The organism is Nonomuraea sp. NPDC049486, assembly GCF_040676925.1.
Lineage (GTDB): Bacteria > Actinomycetota > Actinomycetes > Streptosporangiales > Streptosporangiaceae > Nonomuraea > Nonomuraea ferruginea.
In genome coordinates, this window is sequence record NZ_JBFAPV010000003.1 from 555,158 (window position 1) to 580,111 (window position 24,954).

The following is a 24,954-nucleotide window of genomic DNA, read 5'->3' on the forward strand; positions in this document are numbered from 1 at the left end:
GCGGGTGCGGCGCGGGCGGGCCGTTCTGTCAGAGTGGACTTTCGCCGCCATGCTGCTCGTCGTCACCGTGGCCGTGCTCGGGCTCGGCCTGCTGGTCGGGGCCGTCGACCGGCTGGTGCCGCTGCTCATCTTCCTGCCCGCGGTCATCTCCGGCGTGGGCAGTGTGGCGCAGACGACCACGGCGTCCGTGTGGGTGGTCGCGACGATCGGCTTCGTCGTGGCGTCCGAGGGCGAGGGCATCGGCATGGACCTGGGCGCGATGACGTTCACGGCCCTGTTCGGCGTGTGGAGCGTGCTCAGCTGCCGCTACCGGATCGCCCGCGAAGAGGAGATCCACCGGCTGCGCTCGGCCGGTGCGGCGCTGCAGAGCCAGATCGTCCGCCCGTTGCCGGTGCGCACTGCCGACGTGGTCGTGGACGGGGTCTACGAGCCCGTGGAGGAGGACGCCACGGTCGGCGGCGACATGTACGAGGTCGTCGACACCGATCACGGCACCCGGGTGATGATCGCTGACGTGCAGGGCAAGGGGCTGCACGCGATCGGGGCGGCCATCGCGCTGCTGGGCGCGTTCCGGGAGGCGGCCCACCGGGAGCGGAGCCTGGCCGGGGTGGTGGAGGCGCTGGAGACCGCGGTGGTCAGGCACAACGAGGGCGCCCGGCGCACCGGCGAGTACGAGCGGTTCGTCACCGCCCTCGTGCTGCACATCGACGCCCGTGTGGAGGTGGAGGCGGTCAACTGCGGCCACATCGCCCCCTACCTGGTCGCCCACTCCCACGCCTGGCAGGCCGACCTGGGCGAGCCGGAGCTCCCTCTCGGGCTGGGCCGGCTGGCGGACAAGCGCCGCGAGGCGGTGCGCTTCGCCTTCCCGCCGGACGCGACGATGCTGCTGTGCACGGACGGGGTCACCGAGGCGCGCGACCCCCGCGGCGCCTTCTACCCGCTGGAGCCCCGGCTGCGGGCCTGGGCCAGGCGTTCTTCGTCGGCCCTCGCCGAGGCCCTGCTGGACGACCTGCACGCGTTCACCGCCGCCGACTTCGGCGACGACCTGGCCATCCTCACGTTGCGCAGGAGCGGCTCGGGGCGGCACTGATCAGGAGGGGCCGCTCTCCTCCGCGCCGGCGGGCCCGAGGTCGCGGTGGCGGAACATGTCGATCAGCGCCTGGACCGGGATGCCGGCCTCGGTGTGGTGGCGCAGCTCGGCGCTCGGGTTGATCTCGTAGCGGTTGCGGCGCCCCATCCGCTCGCGCATGAGGTATCCGGCGTCCTCCAGGTCGGAGACGATGCCCTGGGCGGCGCGCTCGGTGATGCCGATCGTCGCGGCGATGTCGCGGAGCCGCACCTGGGGATCGGCGGACACGGCTATGAGCACCCGGGCGTGGTTGGTCAGGAACGTCCAGCCCGATCGCCGATCGTCGACGCCGTTCATCGACTTGCCGCCCTCCTTGGGGCTCGATTTCCGTACCGGAACATTTTATACAGAAAACTTCTTCCTGTATTGTGTTGGCAGGAGGTTGACCGGGTCGTGGCGAGGCCTAGTGACGAGGGGTCGGGTCGATGCGTGCGCTGGCGGGAGATGCGATGGTGATGAGTGGTGCCGGGCACGCCCACGTGCCGGCGGCTGAGCATCTGCTGTATGTCGACAGCCTGCTCCGCGTCACCTGCACGGTGATGCCGGGTCCCTCGCTGGTGCGGCTGGAGGGCGACATCGACGTCACCAACCGCGCGGAGGCGGTGTCCGCGCTGCAGCGCGCCCGGCGCATCGACGCCGACCTGATCGTGGACGTCGGCCGCGTCGGCTTCATCGACCTGGCGGGGCTGCGCTCGCTGCTCGGCCTCGCCGCGTGCGACGGCGTCGTCGTCCGCAACACCCCGCGGCAGATGCGCCGCCTGATCGACGTGCTCGGACTGCCCCCACTCGACTGACACCCGGCGACGCCCGCCCCCGTGCGGGAGCGGGCGCCGCGGGAGAGTGTCTACTTCAGCGCCTCCGCCGGTCCGTGGCGGTGCTCGGCCTGGGCGGCGCGAGCCTGGGTCGGCGCGGCGGCGCCGATCGTGCCGGTGTCGAAGGCGTAGGTGGCCGCCAGGGTGGCGATCGCGTCGGAGTTCACGTCCAGCGCCTTGTCGCTGATGTTCTTGATCGTGTCACAGGCCTGGTGGTAGCACGGGTCGAGCGGGATGCCCGCCGTGCCGCCGAAGATCGCGGCCTCCTCCGCCGTCTTGAGCACCTCGGCGCCGGTGAACAGGCCGCCGGCCGGGATGCCGACCGCGATGAACGGCCCGTAGTCCGAGCGGCCGGTGAACGCGGTGGCCTTGAACGGCTCGCCGCGATCGGCGAAGAACTTCTCGAAGTCCGCCTCGATCTGGTCGGACCCGGGAGGCCCGGCGGTGCCGAAGGCGTCGCCGTCACCGTCGTAGATGCCGAAGGTGTAGTTCGGCGAGGCGATCATGTCGAAGTTGAGGTACAGAGCGATCTTGGCCCGCTCCGCCTCCGTGAGGTTGGCCACGTAGTGCTCGGAGCCGAGCAGGCCGAACTCCTCGGCGCCCCAGAACGCGAAGCGCATCTTGTTCTTCGGCTTGAGCTTGGCCATCTGCAGCGCCACTTCGAGGGTGCCGGCGCTGCCCGAGCCGTTGTCGTTGATGCCGGGGCCCTCCTGCACGCTGTCGAGGTGCGCGCCGAGCATGACGACGTTGTCCGGGTCGCCCTTCCGGCTCTCCGCGATCACGTTGTACGTGGTCCGCGTCTCGGAGATCGGGTCCCAGTTCATCGTGACGGACGTGCCCTCGGCGGCGAGCTCCTGGCCGACGGCGAAGCTGGTGAAGAACGACGGGATCGTGATCCCGGGGCCGCCGAGCACCGGGTTCAGGTCGATCTCGGTGCGGCCTTCCTGTCCCTCGTTGAAGATGATGGCGCCGGTCGCGCCCGCGGCGATCGCGTTCTCCACCTTGACCCGGAAGTTGCAGGTGCCGCGCTGCATGAGCGCGATGCCGCCCGCGGTGAAGCCCTCGAAGTCGCTCGCCTCGCAGCCGGAGCTGGAGCTGTTGGGCTCGCCCGGCGGCAGGACCACGTCCACCGGCTGGACCTGGCCGCTCACCGAACCGGCGGGGGAGTCGCCCATGGCGATGTAGTCGCTGAAGAACCCGTAGGTGTAGGTCTCCTGCTCCGGCGCGGTCCGCTTGAGCACCGGCGGCGTCCGGTAACCCTCGAAGAGGAACTCGAACGGCTGGACCGTCACCTTGTAGCCGGCCAGGCGCAGCCGCAGGGCGACGTAGTCGCGGGAGGCGTCGTAGCCCCTGGTGCCCGACACGCGGGTGCCGTCGAACCTGTCGGCGATCGCCTGGAACACCTTGAGGTGCTTCTTGACGTTCTTGCCCGAGACAGCCTTGACGATCTTGCTTACGTTGTCGTGGGGTTTGGGGTGGGCTTGAGCCGGTCCGGCGGCGGCGACCGTGGAGAGCGCCACTGCGGCGGCGACCGCGCCGACCACGCATTTACGCAGGCGGGAACGCATGATTGCTCCTCAGAACCATGGGAGGTGACCCCGGGGTCAAAAAGCGCGCGTTCCCCGAACTTATTGATAAATCCGGCTATCGGGGAAGATGTGGCAATGCATCTGTTGCATCACGGAGTCAGAACGGGTCAGGAGGATTACCCGTCACCGTAGGGTGGGCGGCATGTCTCCGAGGATCGCCACCGCCCAGCGCGTGGAACTGCCCGAACTGCTCGACTTCCTCCGCCCCCGGCATCACGGCCTGCTCTCCACCGCACGGGCGGACGGGCGGCCCCAGCTGTCGCCCGTCGCCTGCGGCGTCGACGGCGACGGAAGGATCGTGATCTCCACGTACCCCGACCGGGCCAAGACGCGCAACGCCCGCCGTGACGACCGGGTGTCCATCTGCGTGCTGTCCGACGACTGGGACGGCCCGTACGTGCAGGTAGACGGGCGCGCGGAGGTGCTCGACATGCCCGAGGCGCTCGACGGCCTGGTCGAGTACTTCCGGTGCATCTCCGGCGAGCACCCCGACTGGGACGAGTACCGCGAGGCCATGCGCCGCCAGGACAAGTCGCTCATCCGCCTCCACATCGAGCGCTGGGGGCCGATCGCCACCGGCGGCTTCCCCGCGCGGCTGGCCGGGTGACCTGGGCGTCCACCCTTGTGGTGACCCCGCGCCGAGGCGGAGACTGAGAATGACGGAGGGGGGACGTCATGATCGAAGTCAAGAGTCTCGACAAGCCGGATGAGCGCCGCGACTTCCCGCAGGGTCATATGGAAGTGCTGGAGCTGAGCGGGCTCAGCTTCGGCGTGGCCACCTTCGAGCCCGGATGGCGCTGGTCGGAGTCGGTCAAGCAGATCGCCGGAACGAAGTCCTGCCAGATCCACCACAACGGGCTCGTGGTCCGCGGCCGCCTGTTGATCAGGATGGACGACGGCACCGAGACGGAGGTCGGGCCCGGAGAGCTCTTCGTCTGCCCGCCGGGACACGACGCGTGGGTGCTGGGTGACGAGCAGGTGATCGTCTACGACTTCGCGGGTGGTGCCGCTGAGTACGCCAAGGCAAAGGAGTCCTGAAAAATCTGGACACGTGGGGCCCTCTGGGGCTCCCGTGTTCTCCTACGCGGAGCGGCACGAGACCCCCGGCGGTCCTCCGTCACGGCAGACGGGTCACCAGGATCCCGTCGTCGTCGCTCCACAGCTCCGCGCCCGGACGGAAGGTGACGCCGCCGAACGTCACCGGCACGTCACGCTCACCCGCGCCGTCCTTGGCGCTCTTGCGCGGGTTGCTGCCCAGCGCCTTGACGCCCAGGTCGAGTTCGCGCAGCGCGACGACGTCGCGCACCGCGCCGTTGATCACCACGCCCGCCCAGCCGTTGGCCACCGCGGACCCCGCGATCACGTCCCCCATCAGCGCCGTGCTCACCGAGCCGCCGCCGTCGACCACCAGCACCCGCCCCTCACCGGGCTCCGCCAGGGCCGCCTTGACCAGGGCGTTGTCCTGGTGGCAGCGCACGGTCGCGATCCGGCCGCGGAACGCGCGACGTCCCCCGTACTGACGCAGTTGCAGGTCGCAGGAGTCGAGCTCGTCGCCGCGCTCGTCGTACAGGTCGGCGGTGATGACGGTCATGGGGGCTCCTTCGACGGTCCGGTACGGCGACACAAGCTACAGCCCAGCGGGCGGCGTCCCGCTACCGGTGGTGGCGCCACGGCATGGCCAGGTCGGCGCCGCGCGGCGCGTGGACGCCGGTGTGCAGGCCGGAGGTCTGGATGGCGCGGCTGATGTCGGTCGGCGTGAGCAGGCCGACCAGGTGGCCGCCGGGATCGAGCACCACCGCCCGGCCGTCGGCGCAGCCCGTCATCCGGGGCAGCAGGTCCATCAGCGGCTCCTCCGGCGTGGACCTGGGCACCTCGCCGGGCGGGCAGGCGATGTCCGCCAGCCGGGTGGTGGCCCGCTCCTCGGGCGGCAACTGCCGGATGCGGTTCAGCGTGACCAGCCCCGCGAAGCCGCCGCGCTCGTCCACCAGCGGATAGGTCGACAGGCGGCGGCTGAGCACCACCTCCTCGATCAGGTCCGCCACGGTCTCGTCGGGACGCGACACCACCGGGTCGCGGGACATCACCTCGCCCACCCGTACCCCGCGCAGCGCCACGCCGAGCTGCGCCTGCTGCTCCTCGGCGCTCGCGGCGTTGACCAGGAACAGGCCGATCAGCGCCAGCCAGATCCCGCCGAAGCCGGCCCCGACCGCCACCTGGAGGAAGCCGAGCGCGATCAGCACGTACCCGAACGTCCGCCCGGCCCGGGCGGCCGCGACGGCGGCCCTGCCGCGGTCGCCCCACCGCCACCACAGCGCGGCGCGCAGCACCCGGCCGCCGTCCAGCGGCGCGGCCGGGACCAGGTTGAAGACGGCCAGCAGCACGTTCACCGCCGCCAGATAGACGAACACGTCCCCGGCGAGCGACGGCCCGGCGGCGGCCCGGACCAGCACCGCCACCACACCGAACAGCAGGCCCGCCACCAGGCTCGTCAGCGGCCCCACCACCGCGATCTGCAGGTCGGCGCGGGGCGTCTTGGGCTCGCCGCGCAGCTCCGCCACCCCGCCGAGCAGCCACAGCGTGATCCGCGACACCCCGATGCCGTGACGCCCCGCCATCAGCGCGTGCGCCACCTCGTGCGCCAGCAGCGAGGCCATGAACAGCAGGGCGGCCACCACCCCGGCGGCCAGGTAGGCGGCCGTGGACAGGCCGGGGAAGGTCAGCGGGAACCGGCCGAAGGCCAGCCCGAACACCAGGATCGCGACGATGAGCAGCACGCTGAGGTTCATCCCGACCGGGACACCGCCGATCCGGCCGAGTGGGATCGTTGAGCGCATCTTCCCTCCAACGGAGCCGACGTCCGCCATGCGCCTACCCACGCCACGTCCGAGGTCACCGGCTCCGACCTGCTCCGATCCGGTTTCGGGACGGGAGCGCCGGGCAGGTCGCACCGGGTGACGAGACGACGTTTCACCCCGCTCGACAACACGTTGGTCCTGCTCACCCGCGGTTACGCCTGGCTGCCCGACCTGCTCCGGCGGACCCGCGGCGACGTGATGACCCGGGTCATGGGCAACCGGGCCACCGCCCTGCGCGGGCCGGAGGCGGTGCGGTTCCTGTACGACGAGCGCCACGTGCTCCGGCACGGCGCACTCCCCGAGCCGATCCAGGCCACCCTGCTCGGCAAGGGCGGGGTGCACTCACTCGACGGCGCCGCGCACCGGGCGCGCAAGGCGCTCTTCATGTCCGTGCTGGCCGACCCCGAGTCGGTCGCCCGCCTGGTCCGCCACGTCGGCGACGCGTGGGACGAGACCGTCGCGACCTGGCCGGGACGCTCGCCCGTGGTGCTCTTCGACGAGGCCGCGGAGATCATCGCCAGGGGAGCCTGCCGCTGGGCGGGCGTGCCCGTGGCCGAGGCCGGCGTCAAGGCGGTCGCGGAGGACATGGTGGCCATGGTCGACGGGTTCGCCACGCCGGGACCGCGCCACTGGCGGGCCAGGCGTGCCAGGAAACGCAGGGAGCGCTGGCTCACCCGGCTGTTCGACGACGCCCGCGCCGGCAAGGTCACCCTGCCCGCCGGCTCGCCCGCCGACCTCGTCGAACGCCACCACGACAACGAGGGGCAGCCGCTGCCGTCGCACGTCGCCGCGGTCGAGCTGATCAACCTCATCAGGCCGACCGTCGCCGTCGCCTGGTTCGTCGCCTTCGCCGGGCACGCGCTGCACCGCCGGCCGCACCTCAGGCAAGCGCTCGCCGATCCCGCGTACGCCGAGGCGTTCGCCCAGGAGGTCAGGCGCTTCTACCCGTTCGCCCCGTTCATCGGCGGCCGGGCGGCCGGCGACCTGACCTGGCGCGACCTCCGCATCCCCGAGGGCACGCTCGTCCTGCTCGACCTGTACGGGCAGAACCACGACGCGGGACTGTGGGAGGACCCGTACACCTTCGACCCCGGCCGGTTCGTCGAGTCGCCCCCGGGCCGCGACGACCTGGTGCCGCAGGGCGGCGGCGACCCGCACACCGGCCACCGGTGCCCCGGCGAGGCTGTCACCGTCGAACTGCTGAAGAGCCTCTCCGCGCGGCTGGCCGGCCTGGAGTACACCCTGCCGCCGCAGGACCTGACGATCCCGCTGCGGCGGATCCCCACCCGGCCGCGCAGCGGCGTCGTCATCGACGCCGTGCGGGTGCCGGCTCAGTCGAGGTCGACCACGACGGGCGCGTGATCGGACGGCCCCTTCCCCTTGCGGGCCTCGCGGTCCACGTACGCCGACCGCACCCGATCGGCGACGCCCGCGGCCGCGTACACCAGGTCGATGCGCATCCCCATGTCCTTGTGGAACATCCCCGCCCGGTAGTCCCAGTACGTGAACGGGTGCGGCCCCTTCATCGGCGTCGGCACCACGTCCCTGAGCCCGAGCGCGCGCAGCTCGGCCAGCGCCTGCCGCTCGGCGGGGGTGACATGGGTGGACCCGGCGAACACGGCCGGGTCCCACACATCCGCGTCCGTCGGCGCCACGTTGAAGTCGCCGCACGCCACCACCGCGCGCCCGGCCCGCAGCTCCGCCCGCACCGCCTCGCCGAAGGCGGCGAACCAGGCCAGCTTGTACGTGTAGTGCGGCGAGTCGAGCGTGCGCCCGTTCGGCGCGTAGATCGACCAGACCCGCAGCCCTCCGCAGGTCGCGCCCACGGCCCGTGGTTCGGGCGTGACCGTGACGGTGCCCTTCGCCGAGTCGAAGCCCGGTTCGCCGGGGAAGCCGGGTGACATGTCCTCCAGCCCGATCCTGGAGAGCACCGCCACCCCGTTCCACCGGCCGTCGCCGTGAGCGGCCGTCGCGTACCCGAGCGCGGCCACCTCCCGCGCCGGGAAGCCGTCCGCCGGGCACTTCGTCTCCTGGAGGCAGACGATGTCGGGCTCCTTGTCGGTCAGCCAGTCGAGGAGGCGCGGCAGCCGGGCCTTGACCGAGTTCACGTTCCACGTCGCCAGGCGCATGGTGCCAGCTTGTCAGAGGCGAGGTAGCGTCGCGGGCGTGCGGCTGGAAGGAATGCCGGCGGGTCACCGGCTGCGTTACGGGCCCGCGGCCGAGGGCATCGAGCGGCTGGAGGCGTCGCTGGTGGGCGTGGCGTTCTCGCCGCACCGCCACGACACGTACGCGATCGGCGTGACGCTCGCCGGCGTGCAGACGTTCCGCTACCGGGGCGAGTCGCGTCACTGCCTGCCGGGGGAGTGGCACGTGCTCCATCCGGACGAGGTGCACGACGGGGCGGCGGGGACCGGCGGCGGGTTCGGCTACCGGATCTTCTACATCGACCCGGCGCTGGTGCAGGAGGCGCTGGGCGGGGCGCCGCTGCCGTTCGTGGCCGACCCGGTCATCCGGGGGCGCGGCGTGCCCGCGCCGCTCGCGGCCTGCCTGGCCGGGCTCGACGAGCCGCTCGACGGCTTCGCGCGGGTGGAGGTCGGCGTGCTGGTCGCCGGGATGCTGGCCCGGTACGGGGCGGGACGGTACGGGTCGGCGCGGTACGGGCGCCGGGGGCCGCTCCCGATGGCGGCGCTGGGCCGGGTGCGTGAGCTGATCGCGAGCGACCCGGTGGTGCGGCGGCCGGTCGAGGAGTTCGAGCGGGTGGCAGGGCTGGACCGGTGGACGATCGCGCGCCAGTTCAGGGCCGCCTACGGCACCAGCCCGACGCGCTTCCGCACCATGCGGCAGCTCGACCTGGTGCGGCGGCTGCTCCTGGCGGGCACGCCGGCGCGCGAGGCGGCGGTGGCTGCGGGCTTCGCCGACCAGGCCCACATGACCCGCATGTTCAAACGCGCCTACGGCCGCACCCCGGCCGCCTGGCGAGCCGCCCTCCCCTGACCTCCCGCAGATCCTCCGCACAGGCGGTCGCCCGATCGGGCGGGACCCGTCCGGTACGGGCGATCGCCCGAGCGGGTCAGGTCGGGTCCGGGTGGAGGGGGCGGTCGTCCGGTCAGGTCGGGTCCGGGTGGCGGGTCGCGGTCCGGTTTTCGAGGGCGTGGATGACGGCGGCCATGTCCTGGGCGCCGTGGCCGAGTGCGAGCGTCTCGCCGAAGAGCGCGTGGCAGACGTCCAGCAGGGGCGAGGCCAGTCCCCGTTCCCTGGCCGCCTCGGCGATCAGCCGGTTGTTCTTGAGCACGTCCGCGATCGCCGCCTGGGCGGTGAAGTCCTCCCGCACCAGCTTGGCCGCCTTGGTCCTGGACACGTCGCTGGCCATCGGCCCCGAGTCGAGCACCTCGCGCAGCCGGTGCACGTCCAGCCCGTGCCCGCGGGCGAAGTGCACCGCCTCCGCCAGCCCGGTGACCGTCGTGATCAGGAACACGTTGACGGCCAGCTTCATCAGCAGCGCCCCCGGCACCGGCCCGCAGTCGAAGGCCTCGGCGCACATCGGGCGCAGCAGCGGCCGTACCTCCTCGACCGTCCCGGCGCGCCCGGCGAGCATCGCCACCAGCCGCCCCTCCTCGGCGGGCCGGCGTGACCCGGAGACGGGGGACTCCACGTATCCGCCCCCGGCGGCCAGGACGTCGGCCTCCAGCCCCGCCGAGTAGCCGGGCGAGGTGGTGCCCATGTGCACGATGACGCGCCCGGCCACGTTCCCGGCGAACCGCGGCGTGCCGCGCCCCAGCACCGTGTCCATGGCGGACTCGTCGGCCAGCATGAGGATCGACACCCGCGCCCGCCGCAGCACCTCGTCGGGGCTCGCGCCCACCTCCGCCCCCGCCGCGCGGACCGGGTCACAGCGTCCGGGGGTGCGGTTCCACACCACGAGGGGGATCCCGGCGCGTGCCAGGTTCACTGCCATGGGCTGCCCCATCAGGCCGAGCCCGAGGAAACCGACGTTCATGGGGCTTGTTGTAGCCGGAACGGCCGGTCCGGGTCTTGTACGGTTGTGACACCTCGCCACGCCGTGTCCGGCGGTGCCTTGATCGTACGGATGCGTGCATCTAGCCTCGTTCTGGGTGTTCAAACCTGTTCGGCTAGGGGGGCCACATGGCAAGAACGCGCAAAATCACTGTGGCGACGGCGGCGGTCGTACTCACCACATCCGCTCTGACCACGCCGGCGGCGGCCGCGAAACCGCCCCGCTGCCCGCTGATCTTCGGCCACGGGGGCTATCCCGACAACCCCGGCGCCAGCCTCAAGGACCGCATCCGCCAGGCCAACAACCCCAGCGCCGTGCGCCACATGCGGCGCTCCGGCGCCCAGGGCGTCGAGGCCGACGTCCAGCTCACCAAGCACGGCACCAAGGCCGTCATGTGGCACAACACCACCACCAACGGCCTGACCGGTCCCCGGCGGGCGATCACCGACCTGTGGTGGAGCACCGGCGACGGCAATCTCAGGTCCCGCCGGATCTCCCGCGGCCCCTACAAGGGCGAGAAGGTCTACACGCTGCGCGCCTGGCTGCAACATGTCGCGTCGGTCCGCATGATCGCCCTCCTGGAGGTCAAGCCGGAGGCCAAGCGCGTCCTGGCCAGCAAGGCTCACTCCGCCGCCGCGTGGCGGGAGCTCTCCTACCCGCTCCTGGAGCGGCAGGACCTCCAGCCGATCATGGTCTACTCGACCGACCCGTGGATCCAGAACCAGCTGGCCAAGCGCCACCCGTCGCTGCTCAAGGGCGAGCACGCGCGCTGGACCGACAGCGTCGTCTGGGACGAGCCGCCGCCCGGCTGGAAGGGCAACACCCACCGCTGGCAGAGCATTCTCAAGCTCCGCCCGATCAGCATCATGACCAACTACCCGCTGGAGTACCGCCGCTGGCTGGAGGGCCGGTGCGACTGACGGCTACCTGGCCGCGCTGAAGTCGTTCAGCTCGCGTACGGCACGGTCCATGTCGTCGGCGGTGCCGAGGCGCAGCAGCTTGGTGTAGAGGATGTCGCCGGCGGCGGCGCCGCGGCGGATCGCCAGCGCGCGGGCGGTCATCCGCGCCTGGATCTCGTTGACGATCACCTGCGGGTCGCCGCCCCAGCCGTACGCCGACAGGAACTGCCGCAGCCGCTTGGGCCTGGCCTCGAACGCGGTGAAGCCCTCAGCGGCGGCCACGTGCCGGGAGTGCAGCGGCACCCAGCTCAGCGCCATCCACGCCACGTCGGACTCCACCGAGACCGGGCCGGCGAAGTCCCAGTCGAAGAAGCCGGTCAGGCGGCCGTCGTGCCAGGCGGCGTTGAACGGGCTGGCGTCGTTGTGCGCGATGATCAGGCCGGGCCGCCAGCGCCCGCCGCCGCGCCAGGCCGCGTCCGGCGGCGGCACGAACCCCGCCACGGCCTTGTGGTAGTCACGCAGCCACCAGGCCACCTGCCGCAGCGCGTCCTCGGTGCGGGTCCACTCGGGCCACACCTGGCGGGTGCCCAGCGTCTCGCCTTCGAGGAAGGTCAGGACCTCCCGCCCCTGGCTGTCGACGCCGACCACGCGCGGCGCCCCGGCGAAGCCGACGCGCTCCAGGTGTCTCAGCAGCTCGTGGACGGCCGGGGTCCACGAGCGCACGGTCCTCCTCACTGTCGCGCCCAAGCGGGTCGCGCCCCCGTCGTTGCCTCCATCGAGGCGAGTCTCCAACTCTCACCCACCTGCCTCTGGGCTCGCAGGAACGCCTCAACCCAGGCTCTCAACAGGCAGGGCAATCTCCAAGATGGAGAACTGCCAAGGAACAAGCTTTGTCCACATTTGGACATACAAAAAAGCCAGCTAAACGGGTGTATCTGCTTATACGCCGATTTTTCGTGCTTGACAAGATCTTGTCAGGCCATCCGGCCGGTGCTACCTCTTGCGGATGCGGGTGAAACCGCGCGTCCCGGGCACCACTGGAGGGAAAACGTGCCGACCATACCCTGGTTACGCAGCACCGTTGTCGTCGCCGCCACCGCGGCGTTAGTCCTGCCCCTCGCCACGCCGGCCCTGAGCGAGCAGACCCGAACCGCCGGCAACGACCCGATCGTCCACGACTTCCAAGCAGAGGAACACGGCAAACCCGACGTCGACAACCGGCAGGGAACGGTCCCGCCGCCGATCGGGGCCAACGCGCGCACCGCCGCGCCCGAGGCGACCGTCCGATGGAACGCTCTCGGCACCCCCGCCGTCGTCACCGCCGCCCAGCCGCTCGCCGAGGGCCTCGGGTCAGACCCCGAGCAGGCCGCGCGCGCGTACCTCAAGAACAACGAGCGGCTGTTCGGCCTGTCCGCCGAGGCGGTCGACGCGCTGGAGAAGGTCGCCGTCAACCCGATCGGCGACGGCCACGCCGTGCTGCTGCGCCAGCGCTTCGGCGACCTGCCCGCCGGGGTGGACGGCATGGTCGCCGTCGGCGTCCATGACGGGACCGTACGGCACGTCACCTCGACGCTGTCACGCGAGAGCGCCGCGCCGCCGGCGGCCACGCTCAGCGAGCAGCAGGCGCTGGAGATCGCGGCGAGGGACGGCGAGATCGACCTGGCCACCGCCGTCACCAAGCGGGTCACCAAGGTCGCGGTGCCCGCGCCCGACGGCGTGCACAGCGCGTACGAGGTCGTCCTGATCGGCGGCGCCGACGGCGAGGCCGCCGCGTACACCACGCACGTGGACGCGGTGAGCGGCCGGATCCTGGTCCGCGAGAACCTCGTCGACCACCACCACGACGCGGACAACCCGAAGTGGGACGTCTTCCCCGCCAACCCGCCGGCGAACTACTCCTCCCGCGACACCCGCGAGACCTGGTGCCACGAGGGCGAGCGCGGCTGTGACTACGTGCCCGGCGGCGACCCGGCGACCGGCAAGGCGTGGGACGTGGACCACGCCACGGACCAGCCCACCGGCACCAGCCTCGGCAACGCCGCGCGCACGTACGAGAACCGCGCCAGCGGCGACCCGTTCACCGTCGGCACCCGCAGCAACGTGCTCACGCCGAGCCGGAACTACCAGTACCCGTGGCGCAACACCTGGTTCGAGGCCAAGTGCAACCCGGCCGTGTTCGACCAGGAGGGCGAGGCCGACCTGGAGGCCGCGATCGCCAACCTGCACGTGATGCACAACCGCATGCACGACTGGTCCTACCGGCTCGGCTTCACCGAGACCGCGTGGAACATGCAGCAGGACAACGGCGAGCGCGGCGGGCTCGGCGGCGACCCCGAGCAGGGCAACGCGCAGGCCGGCGCCCGCGACCTGACCGTGCGCGACAACGCCAACCAGATCACCGGCCCCGACGGGGTCGCGCCGATCACCAACATGTACCTGTGGCAGCCCATCGCCGGCGCCTTCTACGCGCCGTGCGTGGACGGCGACTACGACATGTCCGTGATCGGGCACGAGTACAGCCACGCGATCTCCGGCCGCATGATCGGCGGCCCGAACGCCGGCTGGAGCGGCGCCCAGGCCGGCGCCATGAACGAGAGCACCTCCGACCTGATCTCGATGGAGTACCTGTTCGAGTACGGGTTCCGCCCCGCGGGCAAGACCCCGTACGTGACCGGCGGGTACGTCACCGGTGACCCGGAGCGCGGCATCCGCAACTACGACATGTCCAAGTCGCCGCTGAACTACAGCGACATCGCCTACGACCTGGTGGGCCAGCAGGTCCACGCCGACGGCGAGATCTGGACGGCGACCCAGTTCGACGTGCGCGAGGCGTTCGTCAAGAGGTACGGCAAGGGCACCGCCAAGCAGCAGCGGGAGTGCGCGGACGGCAAGAGGCCGGTGGACAAGTGCCCGGGCAACCGGCGCTGGGCGCAGATCTCGTTCGACGCGCTGCTGCTCATGGCCTCCGGCGCGGTCAGCTACGTCGACCACCGCGACGCGCTGCTCGCCGCCGACACCATCCGGTTCGGCGGCAGGAACCACGACATCATGTGGCGCGCGTTCGCCGCTCGGGGCCTGGGCGCGGCCGCGGCCAGCAACGGCTCCGGCGACCCGGACCCGACGCCGAGCTTCGTCGACCCCGAAGGCCGCAACGGCTCGCTCAAGCTCAAGCCGCTGGGCGAGGCCAAGGGCGCGGCGCTGCGGCTGTACGTGGGCGACTACGAGGGCCGCGCGGTGCCGGTCGCCGACACCGACCCGGCCACCGAGCTGGGCGACACCGTCGAGATGACGCCCGGCGTGTACGACTTCGTGGTCACCGGAGCCGGCTTCGGGCACACCAGGATCAAGGGCGCTGTGGTGCCCGGTGTCACGCTGCCGCTCCCGCTGGCCCTGACCCGCAACCACGCCTCCGGCTCGGCCGGCGCCACGGCCGCGGGCGACGGCGTCAACCACGGCAGGCTCATCGACGAGACCGAGGCCACGAACTGGGCCTCGCTCACCGGCGCCCCGGCCGGCAAGTCGGTCACCGTGGACCTGGCGGGCGACAAGCCCGTCAAGATCCGCCGCGTCCAGGTGAGCGCCATGCTGCGGCCCAACGTCAACGACCCGGCCGACCCGGGCGGCCAGAACCGGTTCTCGGCCCTGCGCTCGTTCGAGGTGCTGGCCTGCGCCAAGGACTGCGCCGATCCGGCGAAGTTCAGGAAGATCTACACCAGCCGGGCGGACGCCTTCGACACGGCGCTGCCCCGGCCCCGCGGAGCCGACCTGCTCATCAAGTCGTTCCGCGTGCCCGCCACCGACGCCACCCACCTCATGATCCGCGCGCTGACCACCCAGTGCACGGGCAACCCGCTGTACGCCGGAGAGCAGGACGAGGACCCCAACTCGGCGACCGACTGCGGAACGGCCAGCCCGGCCCGCGACCAGGTCAGGGCCGCCGAGTTCCAGGCGTTCTCGCACTGACCGCCGGCCCTGCGGCCCGCGCTGTGCGCGGGCCGCAGGGCCCAAGCATGCGAAACTTGCGCATTTCTGGGGCCACTTGGGCGATCGGTGACGGTTTGGCATGGATTATGCGTCGCTATGATCACGCAGTCTTGTGGTGAGGGGATCTCGGACCGTTGTCTACGCGCAGTCGCACTACATCCGTGGAGGCCCCGTGCGCTTACCCGTCGCCATAGCGGCCGTCGCCGTATCCGCCGCGCTCCTCACCTCAGGAGTGGCCGTCGCCGAACCCGTCCAGCAACCCGCACCGCCGTCCCGGGACTTCGGCAACGGGCCGGACCGCAACGAGGAGGCCGCCGGCCTCGGCGAGCGGGCCTCCGCCCTGCGCGCCGCCCCCGGCGAGGACTTCCGCCGCCGTCCCGGCCATGACCAGGGCTACCCCCGGCGGAACACGCTGCCCGTCCCCGCCGAGAACCCCGCCGACGCCGCCATCAAGCTCGGCCTCGTCCCGTACCACGGCATCGCCGCCAAGCTGAACGACCTGCAGCGGCGCAGCGACCGGGTGAGCGCCGAGATCACCGGCCGCAGCCACAACGGCCACGACCTCTACCTGGTGACCGTCACCGCGCCCGAGAGCCGCGGCGAGGCGCGCGAGCAGGACCGGATCCGCGAGCGCATCGAGAACGACCCCGCCGGGGCGGCCCGCGACCGGAAGCTCGTCAAGAAGTACAAGGCGCCGGTCTTCTTCAACGGCAACATCCACGGCAACGAGTGGGAGGGCACCGACGCCGTCCTGCGCGTGATCGAGGAGCTCGCCACCAGCACCGACCCCAGGACCGCCGCCCTGCTGGGGCGGACCAGGCTGTACTTCAACGTGACCGCCAACCCCGACGGCCGGATCGCCGGGACCCGGCAGAACGGCGCCGGGTTCGACCTGAACCGCGACTTCATCACGGCCTCCCAGCCCGAGGTCAGGGCGATGCGCCAGATCATGATCGACACGCAGCCGGTGGCCATGCTCGACCTGCACGGGTACGTCAACGGCACGCTCGTCGAGCCCACCACGCCGCCGCACGGCGCGAACTACGAGTACGACCTGTTCATCACCAACGCCTACCCCAACGGCCTGGGCATCGAGGCGGCCATCCTGGCGCTCGGCTACACGCCGGAGGCGGACGGGGTGTTCCCGCCGCAGATCCCGTTCCGGGACTCCGCCGAGGGCTGGGACGACTGGCCGCCGATCTTCACCCCGCAGTACGCGCCGTTCCAGGGGGCGGTCGCCTCGCACACGATCGAGTTCCCGATGCGGGTGAACGGCTCCGACTACACCAACCGGCCCGTCGAGGAGCTGCGCCGCCGCTCGGCCATCAACGTCGACATCGCCGCCGCGGCCGTCCGGGCCACGTACGCGTTCGTGGACTCCCGGCACGACCGGATCATCGCCGACCAGATCGAGGTGTTCAGGCGCGGCGCGGCGGGAGAGCCGGCCAAGGAGGTGCCGCTGGGCATCGTGCCCGGGTTCGGGCCCGAGGACGTCTACACCACCACCTACCCGCGCGCGTACGTCATCCCGGCGGGCAACGCGCAGCGCTCGGCCACCGCGGCGGCCCGCCTGGTGGACCACCTGGTCGCCAACGACGTCCGGGTGGAGCGGGCGAAGCTGCCGTTCCGGGCCGGCGGGAAGACCTATCCGGCGGGCTCGTACGTGGTCGACATGCGCCAGCCCAAGCGAGGGCTGGCGAACGTGATGCTGGAGCCGGGGCAGGACATCTCCCCACGGGTCGACGCCATGTACGACATCTCCGGCTGGAGCCACGCCCTGCTCTGGGGCGCCACGGTGGACACTGTCGCCTCCGGCTCGCTCCACGTGGTCGGCGTGCCGGTGAGCGCGGCCGCGCCGACCGGGTCCGTGCCGGACGGGCGCGGGCCGCTGGCGCTGGCCGTGCGTGACGCCAAGGAGGTGCGGGCCGTGAACGACCTGCTCTCCCAGGGGGTCGAGGCGGTCTGGGCGGACGGCGCCGTGGTCGTCCCCGCCGGGGCCCGCGGCGCCGCCGAAGCCGTGGCCGACCGCTACGGCGTGGCCTTCACCAGGGCGCGCTCGGGCGACGGCGTCCCGCTGACGCCGGTCCGCGTCGCCGCGGCGGTCTCCGCCGACGAGCTGTTTACGCTGCGCGAGCTGGGCTTCGCCGTCACCCCGGTCTCCACCGCCGTGCTGAACGCCGGCTTCGACTGGAGCGGCGCGGACGTGCTCGTCGTCTCCAGCGGGCTCAGCTACGCCGCGCTCGACCCGCAGGCCAGGGCGGCGCTCGACGCGTTCCTCGCGAGCGGCGGCGTGGTCACGCGCGGCGGCACCGGCGCGGCCTTCAACGCCGCCGCGGGGCTGCTCACCGCGACCTCCGTGGCGGGCCGGGGCGATGCCAACGGCGTCGTCAGGGTGACGAACGGCGACGGGCAGGTGGCCGGTGACGCGCCCGCCCACGCGTTCGTCTACTCGCCGCGCTGGTTCACCGGCCTCGGGCCCGAGGTGACGGTCGAGCAGTCGTACGCGGCCGGCGACCCGCTCGTCTCCGGCCACTGGCGTCCGAACCCGGACGGCACCGGCGGCCAGGACGCGGCGGCTGGTCAGGCGGCCGTGGTGAGCGGGCGGGACGAGCGGGGCGCGGCGGTGGTGCTCTTCGGCACCGAGCCGCTGTTCCGCAACCACCCGAAGGGCCTGTTCCCGCAGGTCGCCCGGGCGCTCTACTGGTCCGCCGCCGTCACCGGCAGCCCCGTGACCACCCGATAGCCGGCGTGGCCGGCGGCCCCGCGCGGGCCGCCGGCCCGTCCGTCAGTCCGGCGCCGGGACCAGGGGCAGGAACTGGTCGTAGAAGTCCGTCTTGATCCGCAGGACCCGCTGCTCGGTCTCGCGGAAGCCCGCCGCGGACTCCTCCCCGGTGACCAGCTCGGCCAGCCGGGCGCCGAGCTGGTCGGAGTGCGTCGCGGACGGGAGGGACTCCGCGCCGAGGGGGTGCGCCTTGGCGTCGTGGACGAGATGGGGATGGTAGAACCTCGACCGGTTCACGCCGTCGCCGGTCAGCGCCTGGGCCATCCTCGGCCAGAGCCGCCCGTACTCGGCCGCCACCAGGATCTCGCCCCAGAACCGCAGGATCGTCACGAGCCTCAGGTCGGCGTCGGGCCCGCGGCCCGCCTCGGCGATCAGCCGGAAGATCGCGGTGGTCGCCTCCACCGTGACGGCGGTCGGCGCGGTCTCCACCAGCGCCTTCCTGGACACGCCCAGCCGGAGCATGTCCGCCTTCATGTCCTCCCGGTGCGAGGGCACGCGGCCGTCGCCGCCGGGGTACTCCTCGCGCAGGATGACGCGCGCGATCCGGCGGCTGGACTCGTCCTCCAGCAGGTCGATGGCCAGGTCGTAGGCGGGGGTGAAGGCGAGCGACAGGAACCGCCGCTGGAGCAGCACGGCGGCGAAGCCGTCGGCGGAGAGCAGGGCCGCGCCGGCCAGCACCGGGTGCCGCTCGAACCGCGCGACGAGGTCGTCCTCGAACGCGTCCAGCTCCTTCATGTGGGCCTCCTGGGCGGGATGTCCTTGAGTGATGTGCGCCAGTCGGAGAGGTCGACGTCGTGGCCGACGGCCCAGAGCATGTCCAGCTCGCCCTGGATCTCCGCGCCCATCGGGGTGTCGGCGCCGTCGATCTCCAACTGCGTCGAGTCGACGGCCAGCTTGCCGTGCAGGAACGAGCTGACGAAGTAGCGGTCGTCGGCCCGGTAGACGGCTATCGACGGCAGGGAGTCGTAGATGCGGACGCCGAGCAGGTGCTTCTTCGCCCCGGCCTTCTTGTGCACCGAGGCGAGGACGGACAGGCACCGCTCCACGTTCGCCGGCACGTCCTCTTCGAGCGCCGGGTCGCGCACCACCCGCAGCGCCTCCTCCCGGAGCTTCGCCACGGCCGACCGGGGATGCAGGAGCAGGACGCGCACCCGGACGCCGCGGTGCAGGGCCTCCTCCAGCGCGTCCTCCAGCCGGTGCAGGTGAGGTATCCACGTCTGCAGGATCGCGGCCTCGCGCCTGGCCGCGACCAGGTGGTCGATGAACACGTCCTCGGCGAAGCGGCGGTGGATCCGGGTGACGCCGCCGTAGTGGGAGACCTTGCGATCGCGGGCGATGGCCTCGACGTCGAGGGTGACGATCAGGTCCTTGATCTTCTCGATCGCCCTGAGCCGGTCCAGCTCCAGGAGCAGGAAAAGCGTCACCGTGCTCAGGATGAGCAGCGTGATCTTCGGAATGGCCGCGCCGAGCATGCCCGGGTCGAACCAGCCGAACAGGGCGGCGGCCGAGACCACCGCGCCCAGGCCCACCGTGAGGGTGAGGGTGACGCGCTCCGCTATGTGACGTATTCCGCTGGCCATGGCAGATCCCGGGGGGTTGCGCGCTGCGATTGACTGCGACGATAACCGCGGATCGGCCGCCGCGCTGCGGGAGTGGTGAAGTGCGGTGTTTCGTCCCCGCGCAGGGCGGTCCCCGAGGCGCTGGCGTAGGATGGAGCGATGTTCTGCCGCGTCAGGGACGGCGTCGTGCCGGAGAGGGACGGATGAGGCTCACGCTCGGCTCCCGGACGTTCGGAGAGACGCCGCTGCTGATGGCGATCGTCAACCGCACCCCCGACTCCTTCTACGACCGCGGCGCGACGTTCGCCCGTGAGGAGGCGCTGCGCCGGGTCGACCAGGTGGTGGCCGAGGGGGCCGACATCGTCGACATCGGCGGGGTGAAGGCGGCGCCCGGCGGCGACGTCGACGTGCGCGAGGAGATCGAGCGCACCGCCCCGTTCGTGGCCGAGGTGCGCGAGCGCCACCCCGACCTGGTGATCAGCGTCGACACCTGGCGTCACGAGGTGGGCCGCGAGGTCTGCCAGGCCGGGGCCGACCTGCTCAACGACGCCTGGGGCGGGGCCGATCCCAAGCTGGCCGAGGTGGCCGCCGAGTTCGGTGCGGGGCTGGTGTGCGCCCACACCGGCGGGGTCGAGCCGCGCACCCGGCCGCACCGGGTGGAGTACGACGACGTGGTGGCCGACGTGATCGAGCGGACCGTCGCGCTGGCCGAGCGGGCGGTGGCGGCCGGGGTGCCGCGCGAGCGTCTGATCATCGACCCGGCTCACGACTTCGGCAAGAACACCTGGCACTCCCTGGAGGTGACCCGGCGCGTCGACGAGCTGGTGGCCACCGGCTGGCCGGTGCTGGTGTCGCTGTCCAACAAGGATTTCGTGGGCGAGTCGCTCGACCTGCCCGTGGGGGAGCGGTTGATGGGCACGCTCGCCGTGACCGCGCTGTGCGCCTGGCAGGGGGCGCTGGTGTTCCGGGCGCACAACGTGCCGGAGACGCGGCAGGTGCTCGACATGGTCGCGGTGACGCGCGGCGTCCGCCCGCCCGCGCGCACCGTACGGGGGCTGGCATGATCGTCGCGGCGGCGACCGTTCCCGGTGCGCCGCTGCTGCTGCCCGGCGTCACCGGCGGGCCCGTGCGGGAGGTCGCGAAGACGCGCGAGGCGATGGCCGCGGCCGTCACCGCGCTGCTCGACCAGGGGGCGGAGGAGATCGTCGTGGTGGGCGGCGCGCCCGCCACCCGCCCGTTCCCGCCCGACGCCCCCGGCCCCGAACAACGCGTGGCACCGGGCTGGCGACGGCCGCATCATGACCGCCGGTCCGCGCCCGACGAGCGGCGGGGCGGGGCTGGTGCTTCGCCGGAGGTGCCCGGCGGCCCTGAAGAACGGGTGGCACCCGGCAGCCCCGGTCGGCGATGGCCGGGTCTTGACCATCGGTCCGCGCCCGACGGGCGGCGGGGCGACGAGGTGCTGCCCGAGGGTGCTTACTCAGAGGTGTCCGAGCCGGGTGGCGAGAGTGTGCCGGGGCCGGCTGGTTCCGGGGGGAGAGACGGTGCGGGGGTGGCGGTGGAGGATCTTCTTCCGGTGTCGCTCGCCGTCGGGCGGTCCCTGCTGGGAGGGTGCCCGGTGCCGTGGACGTTGCGGGGGGTGGGTCGTGACGAGTCGCGTGACCGTTGCCTTGAGCTCGGCCTTGAGCTGAGGGAGGGCGGGCGTCCGGCGGGGTTGCTGGTGGTCGCCGACGGCAGCGCCCGGCGCAGTGAGAAGGCTCCCGGTCATCTCGACCCGTCCGCGATCGAGCTCGACGCCCGGATCGGGGCCGCGCTCACGGCGGCCGACGCCGGCGCGCTGCTGCGCCTCGATCCCGCCGCCTGCGAGCGCGCCCTGGTCGCCGGGCGGGCCGCCTGGCAGGTCATGGCCGCCGCCTGCGAGGACAGGCCGTGGCAGGCCCAGGTCCTGTACGAGGAGGACCCGTTCGGCGTCGCCTACTGGGTCATCACCTGGACCTGACGCGGGCCCCGTAGGTCACCTGGACCTCATGGGACCTGGCGTCAGCTGGGCTTGGACGCGAGCCCGGTGTGCGGCGCAAGGAGTGCCCACCCTGGAGGGGATGGTGGGCGGACGTCTCAGCGCGTGGCCGCGTGGAGTGCCCAGTCGCAAGGAGTGCCCACCCCGGAAGGACGGGGTGGGCGGGCGGGTGTCAGCGGAGGCTTGCGTGCTGGGTGGCTGAGGCCCAGGTGCGGAGGTAGGACTCGGCGCCGGCGGCCAGGTCCTGGACGATCTCCGGGCCGGCGATGATCCGCATGTCCTCGATCCAGTCGGGCACCAGGCCGTAGTTCGCGACGCCGTCCTGGTTGACGTCCCAGACCCGCTCGCCGGTGCGCTGGCGGTCGAGGGTGACGCCGTCGAGGGAGGTGAAGGGGTACGTGACCGGGTTCGACGCGTTGCCGGCCCGGGGCGCGGGGAGGCGGCCCATGCCGTTGGCGTCCAGCCCGTACCCGTAACCCGGCACCTGGTGGGCCTGCCGGAGAGGCTCGGTGCGCCGCCACTCGTCCACGAAGTGCTCGGCGTCGTGGCCGTACTGGGTGACCATGCCGCCGAGGGCGTAGATGCGGTCCAGGTAGTGCGGGTCGGTCCAGCTGTGGGAGGAGATGACGCCCGGGTAACCGGCGGCTTCGAGCAGGTCGAGAGCGCTGTCGGCGGCCTTGACGCTCATGTGGTCGACCTCGATCATCATGCCGCGCCGCATCATGCCCTCGATCATGTACTGGCCGAGCGAGGTCAGGCCGCGCGTGTTGCAGTGCGGTGCCGCGGGATAGATGGGCAGCGAGACGCCCGGCGGCAGCAGGCGGGCGATCTGACCGGGCAGCACGCCCGCGGGCTCGATGGTGTTGTCGTGCTCGGCGGTGGTGCAGGTGCGCGCCTGCCAGAACCTGCCGGTGCCGAGCAGGTTGCCGATGTTCACGATCGCGCCCTGGGTGCCCGAGTCGAACCGCACCCCGCACAGCGCGTTGTCGTACTTGTGACAGGCGAACATGCTGCGCACGCCCAGCTCGTACATCTCGTCGAGGCCGCGGTCGATCTGCGCCCGCGTGCACGCGGAGATGCCGAGGACCTGCCGGCAGCCGAACGGCTCGGAGGTCTCCACCCCGAGCACCACGGCCAGTTTGCCCGCCTGGACGACCTGCCGCGCCTCGGCGGGGTCGCGGACGATCCGGAACCAGCCGCGGCCCGGCCCGCCGTGCTCGGCGTCGATGTGGGCCTGCAGTTCGCGGGCGCGCTGGGCCTGGAGCCTGATGGAGTCCATCTCGTCGCAGCCGTGGCGTCGCAGCGGGTAGATGGCGCACAGCTGGCGGTTGGCGACCAGGTGGTTGACCATCACCCGCAGCCCGCCGCGCCAGGCCCGCTCCACCCAGGTGTAATACGCCTGCTGGTGGGTCAGCGAGTCGTGCGCGGGCCAGTCGCGGAACGTCGGCCAGCCCACCGGGTCGTGGGTGCCGGTGGGCGAGCCGGTGCGGGTGAAGTTCTCGAACCAGGCCAGCTCGCCGTTCGGCAGGTGGTCGGGGCAGTCGCGCAGCGCCTTGGCGATGCCGTCGGGATCGAACGGCTTGCCGCACATCAGCATGCCGCCGAACGCCTCGTACGAGAACAGGTGGCTGTGGGCGTCGACGAGGCCGCGCACGTCGGCGGCGGCCGAAGCGGTGGCCGGGGTGGTGGCGGAGGTGGCGGTCGCCGGCGCGGAACTCTGCGCGATCAGCGAGCCGGCCAGGAGGACGAGGCCGGAGGTGATGCGGACGAGGGATCGGAGGCTCTTCACGGACACCTCACAAGTGGGGGGTGCACTCAGCATCCGCCGCCCTCAAGGACCCGGCAAGGCCCAAACATGAGCTGCTCTCATCAACTCGCGAGCCGGACCAGCCGCGTGATCGTCACCAGCACCCCGGCGGCCGCGGCCGCCAGCAGCGCGATCGACAGCGGGGCGGCGTAGTACGTGACCTGGGCCCAGGTGACGGTCCGCCCGTTCATGAGGGTCGAGACCAGGTCCGGATAGGCGGCCAGCAGCGCGACCGGCAGCAGCGCCGGGACCAGGCGCACCGCGATCCGCCACCGCGGCCTGCCCGCCCGCTCGGCGGCCCAGCGCCGCGCCCGGAGCGCGCCCGTGATCCCGAGGCCCGCCGCCAGCAGCGCGATCGCGGCCAGCACCAGCTCGAACAGCTGCCGGTCGCCTCCGGGCACCTCGGGCGCCCGGCCCTCGCTCATGGCCACGAGGCCCGTCATGACCGCGTAGGTCTCGTCGGTGAGCCCGGCGCTGTCCGTCATGACCGCGAACCCGTACCCCGTCCCGGGGGAGATCGCCTGGACGGCGTTGTAGGTGAACAGGTTGCCCGAGTGCACGAGCAGGCCGGACTCGCGGCCGGGGCTCCAGCCCATCCCGTACTCGTGGATCCCGGAGGGGGCGTGCATGGTCTCCAGGCTCTGCCGCTGCACCAGGGGGCGGCCGTCGCCCGTGTGGAGCCTCAGCCACCTGCCCATGTCGGCGGCGGTGGTGATGACGCCGCCGCTGCCGCTCTCGTCCAGGAACCCGTCCAGCTCGGGACGGGGCAGCCAGAGGCCGAAGATCGAGTTACGGCCGTCGGCCGGTCTGACGACCTCGTCGCTGACCGCGCTGGACGTCATGCCCAGCGGGGTGAAGATCCGCTCGAGCAGGTAGTCGCCGAAGCGGCGGCCGCTCGCGGTCTCGACCAGCCTGGCGGCCAGGTTGTAGTTGACGTTGCAGTACTCCCAGCGGGTGCCGGGGGCGGCCGCGAGCCGGTCGTCGGCCAGCCGCGAGGTGTAGTCCGCGAGCGAGGCGGCGTCGCCCAGATCCGTGACGTCCACCGAGGTGTCGGACAGGCCGGAGGTCTGGTTGAGCAGCTGCCGCACGGTGATCCCGGCCGCCCGCGGGTCGGCCATGCGGAACCCGGGAAGCTGCGCGGCGACCGGCTCGTCGAGCCGGATCTCGCCCCGCTCGACGAGCGTCATGACCGCCGCCGCGGTGAACGACTTGCTGACCGAGGCCACCCGCATCGGGGTGCCGGCGGTGATCGGGGCGCCGCGGGAGTCGTGCCCGTACCCGGCCGCGTGCACGACCTCGCCGTCCCTGGTCACCACCAGCGACATTCCGGGCACGCCCGTCGACTCCATCGCCTGCCGGGCGTAGGCGTCGACGGCGGCGGCCGTGAGCTCGCCCGGCACGCGGGCGTCTCCGTCGAGGGCGGCGGGGGTGAGGGCCAGGACCAGGGAGAAACCGGCCAGAAAGGACTTCATGGGCAAGCACCGTACGAAGCCCGGTACCCCTGCCGGA

At 72.3% G+C, this 24,954-nt stretch carries 22 protein-coding genes; 11 read left to right on the plus strand and 11 right to left on the minus strand.

Annotated elements, in window-relative coordinates; genetic code table 11:
* Positions 1-49: 49 nt before the first annotated feature.
* A complete protein-coding gene (locus tag AB0K05_RS11425) occupies positions 50-1,090 on the plus strand; it encodes a PP2C family protein-serine/threonine phosphatase (RefSeq protein ID WP_364228583.1) in 1,041 nt (346 codons plus the stop codon).
* Here the strand turns inward: AB0K05_RS11425 and AB0K05_RS11430 are convergent, their stop codons facing one another.
* Complete coding sequence (locus tag AB0K05_RS11430; protein WP_219552092.1) at positions 1,091-1,426, minus strand: helix-turn-helix domain-containing protein; 336 nt, start codon at positions 1,424-1,426, stop codon at positions 1,091-1,093.
* Positions 1,427-1,578: 152 nt separating this feature from the next.
* On the opposite strand from AB0K05_RS11430, the gene AB0K05_RS11435 reads away from it, so the two are divergent.
* Entirely contained in the window at positions 1,579-1,923 is a 345-nt protein-coding gene (locus AB0K05_RS11435) for an STAS domain-containing protein (protein ID WP_364228585.1), read from the plus strand.
* A gap of 50 nt (positions 1,924-1,973) precedes the next feature.
* Here AB0K05_RS11435 and AB0K05_RS11440 read toward each other — a convergent pair whose 3' ends face one another.
* Entirely contained in the window at positions 1,974-3,509 is a 1,536-nt protein-coding gene (locus AB0K05_RS11440) for a M20/M25/M40 family metallo-hydrolase (RefSeq protein ID WP_148033273.1), read from the minus strand.
* Positions 3,510-3,672: 163 nt separating this feature from the next.
* Here AB0K05_RS11440 and AB0K05_RS11445 point away from each other — a divergent pair, with 163 nt between their 5' ends.
* Together AB0K05_RS11445 and AB0K05_RS11450 are read left to right on the plus strand one after the other, a co-directional pair.
* The gene (locus tag AB0K05_RS11445; protein ID WP_148033272.1) at positions 3,673-4,137 is read left to right on the plus strand and encodes a PPOX class F420-dependent oxidoreductase; all 465 of its coding nucleotides are present in this window, start codon (positions 3,673-3,675) and stop codon (positions 4,135-4,137) included.
* Between the two features lie 68 nt (positions 4,138-4,205).
* The gene (locus AB0K05_RS11450; protein WP_148033271.1) at positions 4,206-4,568 is read left to right on the plus strand and encodes a cupin domain-containing protein; all 363 of its coding nucleotides are present in this window, start codon (positions 4,206-4,208) and stop codon (positions 4,566-4,568) included.
* A 79-nt stretch (positions 4,569-4,647) separates the two neighbouring features.
* Here the strand turns inward: AB0K05_RS11450 and rraA are convergent, their stop codons facing one another.
* Together rraA and AB0K05_RS11460 are read right to left on the minus strand one after the other, a co-directional pair.
* A complete protein-coding gene (rraA, locus tag AB0K05_RS11455) occupies positions 4,648-5,121 on the minus strand; it encodes a ribonuclease E activity regulator RraA (protein WP_364228588.1) in 474 nt (157 codons plus the stop codon).
* Positions 5,122-5,182: 61 nt separating this feature from the next.
* A complete protein-coding gene (locus AB0K05_RS11460; protein ID WP_148033269.1) occupies positions 5,183-6,364 on the minus strand; it encodes a site-2 protease family protein in 1,182 nt (393 codons plus the stop codon).
* 117 nt (positions 6,365-6,481) lie between these two features.
* Here AB0K05_RS11460 and AB0K05_RS11465 point away from each other — a divergent pair, with 117 nt between their 5' ends.
* Positions 6,482-7,747, plus strand: coding sequence for a cytochrome P450 (locus AB0K05_RS11465; RefSeq protein WP_261808740.1), 1,266 nt, complete (start codon positions 6,482-6,484; stop codon positions 7,745-7,747).
* On the opposite strand, the gene AB0K05_RS11470 is transcribed toward AB0K05_RS11465, so the two are convergent.
* Complete coding sequence (locus AB0K05_RS11470) at positions 7,717-8,514, minus strand: exodeoxyribonuclease III (protein WP_148033268.1); 798 nt, start codon at positions 8,512-8,514, stop codon at positions 7,717-7,719. The two genes, AB0K05_RS11465 and AB0K05_RS11470, sit on opposite strands and share 31 nt — an antisense overlap.
* A gap of 37 nt (positions 8,515-8,551) precedes the next feature.
* Here AB0K05_RS11470 and AB0K05_RS11475 point away from each other — a divergent pair, with 37 nt between their 5' ends.
* Entirely contained in the window at positions 8,552-9,379 is an 828-nt protein-coding gene (locus AB0K05_RS11475) for an AraC family transcriptional regulator (RefSeq protein ID WP_261808739.1), read from the plus strand.
* A gap of 112 nt (positions 9,380-9,491) precedes the next feature.
* On the opposite strand, the gene AB0K05_RS11480 is transcribed toward AB0K05_RS11475, so the two are convergent.
* Positions 9,492-10,382 carry an NAD(P)-dependent oxidoreductase gene (locus tag AB0K05_RS11480; RefSeq protein ID WP_148033267.1) on the minus strand — a complete coding sequence of 297 codons (891 nt, stop codon included), beginning with the start codon at positions 10,380-10,382 and terminating at the stop codon, positions 9,492-9,494.
* Between the two features lie 146 nt (positions 10,383-10,528).
* Between AB0K05_RS11480 and AB0K05_RS11485 the strand changes: the two genes are divergently transcribed.
* On the plus strand, positions 10,529-11,320 hold the full coding sequence (locus tag AB0K05_RS11485) for a glycerophosphodiester phosphodiesterase family protein (protein ID WP_148033266.1): 792 nt from the start codon (positions 10,529-10,531) through the stop codon (positions 11,318-11,320).
* Between the two features lie 3 nt (positions 11,321-11,323).
* On the opposite strand, the gene AB0K05_RS11490 is transcribed toward AB0K05_RS11485, so the two are convergent.
* Complete coding sequence (locus AB0K05_RS11490) at positions 11,324-12,022, minus strand: phosphotransferase (RefSeq protein ID WP_219552138.1); 699 nt, start codon at positions 12,020-12,022, stop codon at positions 11,324-11,326.
* A 327-nt stretch (positions 12,023-12,349) separates the two neighbouring features.
* Here AB0K05_RS11490 and AB0K05_RS11495 point away from each other — a divergent pair, with 327 nt between their 5' ends.
* Together AB0K05_RS11495 and AB0K05_RS11500 are read left to right on the plus strand one after the other, a co-directional pair.
* Positions 12,350-15,262 (plus strand): M36 family metallopeptidase, encoded by a 2,913-nt coding sequence (locus tag AB0K05_RS11495; protein WP_364228592.1) that lies wholly within the window; start codon positions 12,350-12,352, stop codon positions 15,260-15,262.
* A 193-nt stretch (positions 15,263-15,455) separates the two neighbouring features.
* Complete coding sequence (locus tag AB0K05_RS11500) at positions 15,456-18,026, plus strand: M14 family zinc carboxypeptidase (protein WP_261808737.1); 2,571 nt, start codon at positions 15,456-15,458, stop codon at positions 18,024-18,026.
* 42 nt (positions 18,027-18,068) lie between these two features.
* Here the strand turns inward: AB0K05_RS11500 and AB0K05_RS11505 are convergent, their stop codons facing one another.
* A complete protein-coding gene (locus AB0K05_RS11505; protein WP_148033264.1) occupies positions 18,069-18,800 on the minus strand; it encodes a hypothetical protein in 732 nt (243 codons plus the stop codon).
* The gene (locus AB0K05_RS11510; RefSeq protein ID WP_364228595.1) at positions 18,797-19,645 is read right to left on the minus strand and encodes a hypothetical protein; all 849 of its coding nucleotides are present in this window, start codon (positions 19,643-19,645) and stop codon (positions 18,797-18,799) included. The genes AB0K05_RS11505 and AB0K05_RS11510 overlap by 4 nt, the downstream gene beginning before the upstream one ends.
* Before the next feature lie 182 nt (positions 19,646-19,827).
* Between AB0K05_RS11510 and folP the strand changes: the two genes are divergently transcribed.
* The gene (gene folP, locus AB0K05_RS11515) at positions 19,828-20,688 is read left to right on the plus strand and encodes a dihydropteroate synthase (RefSeq protein WP_364228597.1); all 861 of its coding nucleotides are present in this window, start codon (positions 19,828-19,830) and stop codon (positions 20,686-20,688) included.
* Positions 20,685-21,620 (plus strand): hypothetical protein, encoded by a 936-nt coding sequence (locus tag AB0K05_RS11520; protein ID WP_364228599.1) that lies wholly within the window; start codon positions 20,685-20,687, stop codon positions 21,618-21,620. The genes folP and AB0K05_RS11520 overlap by 4 nt, the downstream gene beginning before the upstream one ends.
* A gap of 190 nt (positions 21,621-21,810) precedes the next feature.
* Here the strand turns inward: AB0K05_RS11520 and AB0K05_RS11525 are convergent, their stop codons facing one another.
* Positions 21,811-23,427: a membrane dipeptidase gene (locus tag AB0K05_RS11525; RefSeq protein WP_271278691.1), complete on the minus strand. Its 1,617-nt coding sequence runs from the start codon at positions 23,425-23,427 to the stop codon at positions 21,811-21,813.
* An 80-nt stretch (positions 23,428-23,507) separates the two neighbouring features.
* Positions 23,508-24,917 carry a serine hydrolase domain-containing protein gene (locus tag AB0K05_RS11530; RefSeq protein WP_271278690.1) on the minus strand — a complete coding sequence of 470 codons (1,410 nt, stop codon included), beginning with the start codon at positions 24,915-24,917 and terminating at the stop codon, positions 23,508-23,510.
* Between the last annotated feature and the right edge of the window lie 37 nt (positions 24,918-24,954).

Coding starts and splice junctions, on each gene's coding strand:
- AB0K05_RS11460 (WP_148033269.1), bottom strand. CDS start 6,364: ATGCGCTCAACGATCCCACTCGGCCGGATCGGCGGTGTCCCGGTCGGG.
- folP (WP_364228597.1), top strand. CDS start 19,828: ATGAGGCTCACGCTCGGCTCCCGGACGTTCGGAGAGACGCCGCTGCTG.
- AB0K05_RS11435 (WP_364228585.1), top strand. CDS start 1,579: ATGGTGATGAGTGGTGCCGGGCACGCCCACGTGCCGGCGGCTGAGCAT.
- AB0K05_RS11505 (WP_148033264.1), bottom strand. CDS start 18,800: ATGAAGGAGCTGGACGCGTTCGAGGACGACCTCGTCGCGCGGTTCGAG.
- AB0K05_RS11440 (WP_148033273.1), bottom strand. CDS start 3,509: ATGCGTTCCCGCCTGCGTAAATGCGTGGTCGGCGCGGTCGCCGCCGCA.
- AB0K05_RS11445 (WP_148033272.1), top strand. CDS start 3,673: ATGTCTCCGAGGATCGCCACCGCCCAGCGCGTGGAACTGCCCGAACTG.
- AB0K05_RS11480 (WP_148033267.1), bottom strand. CDS start 10,382: ATGAACGTCGGTTTCCTCGGGCTCGGCCTGATGGGGCAGCCCATGGCA.
- AB0K05_RS11530 (WP_271278690.1), bottom strand. CDS start 24,917: ATGAAGTCCTTTCTGGCCGGTTTCTCCCTGGTCCTGGCCCTCACCCCC.
- AB0K05_RS11430 (WP_219552092.1), bottom strand. CDS start 1,426: ATGAACGGCGTCGACGATCGGCGATCGGGCTGGACGTTCCTGACCAAC.
- rraA (WP_364228588.1), bottom strand. CDS start 5,121: ATGACCGTCATCACCGCCGACCTGTACGACGAGCGCGGCGACGAGCTC.
- AB0K05_RS11450 (WP_148033271.1), top strand. CDS start 4,206: ATGATCGAAGTCAAGAGTCTCGACAAGCCGGATGAGCGCCGCGACTTC.
- AB0K05_RS11485 (WP_148033266.1), top strand. CDS start 10,529: ATGGCAAGAACGCGCAAAATCACTGTGGCGACGGCGGCGGTCGTACTC.
- AB0K05_RS11510 (WP_364228595.1), bottom strand. CDS start 19,645: ATGGCCAGCGGAATACGTCACATAGCGGAGCGCGTCACCCTCACCCTC.
- AB0K05_RS11520 (WP_364228599.1), top strand. CDS start 20,685: ATGATCGTCGCGGCGGCGACCGTTCCCGGTGCGCCGCTGCTGCTGCCC.
- AB0K05_RS11425 (WP_364228583.1), top strand. CDS start 50: ATGCTGCTCGTCGTCACCGTGGCCGTGCTCGGGCTCGGCCTGCTGGTC.
- AB0K05_RS11470 (WP_148033268.1), bottom strand. CDS start 8,514: ATGCGCCTGGCGACGTGGAACGTGAACTCGGTCAAGGCCCGGCTGCCG.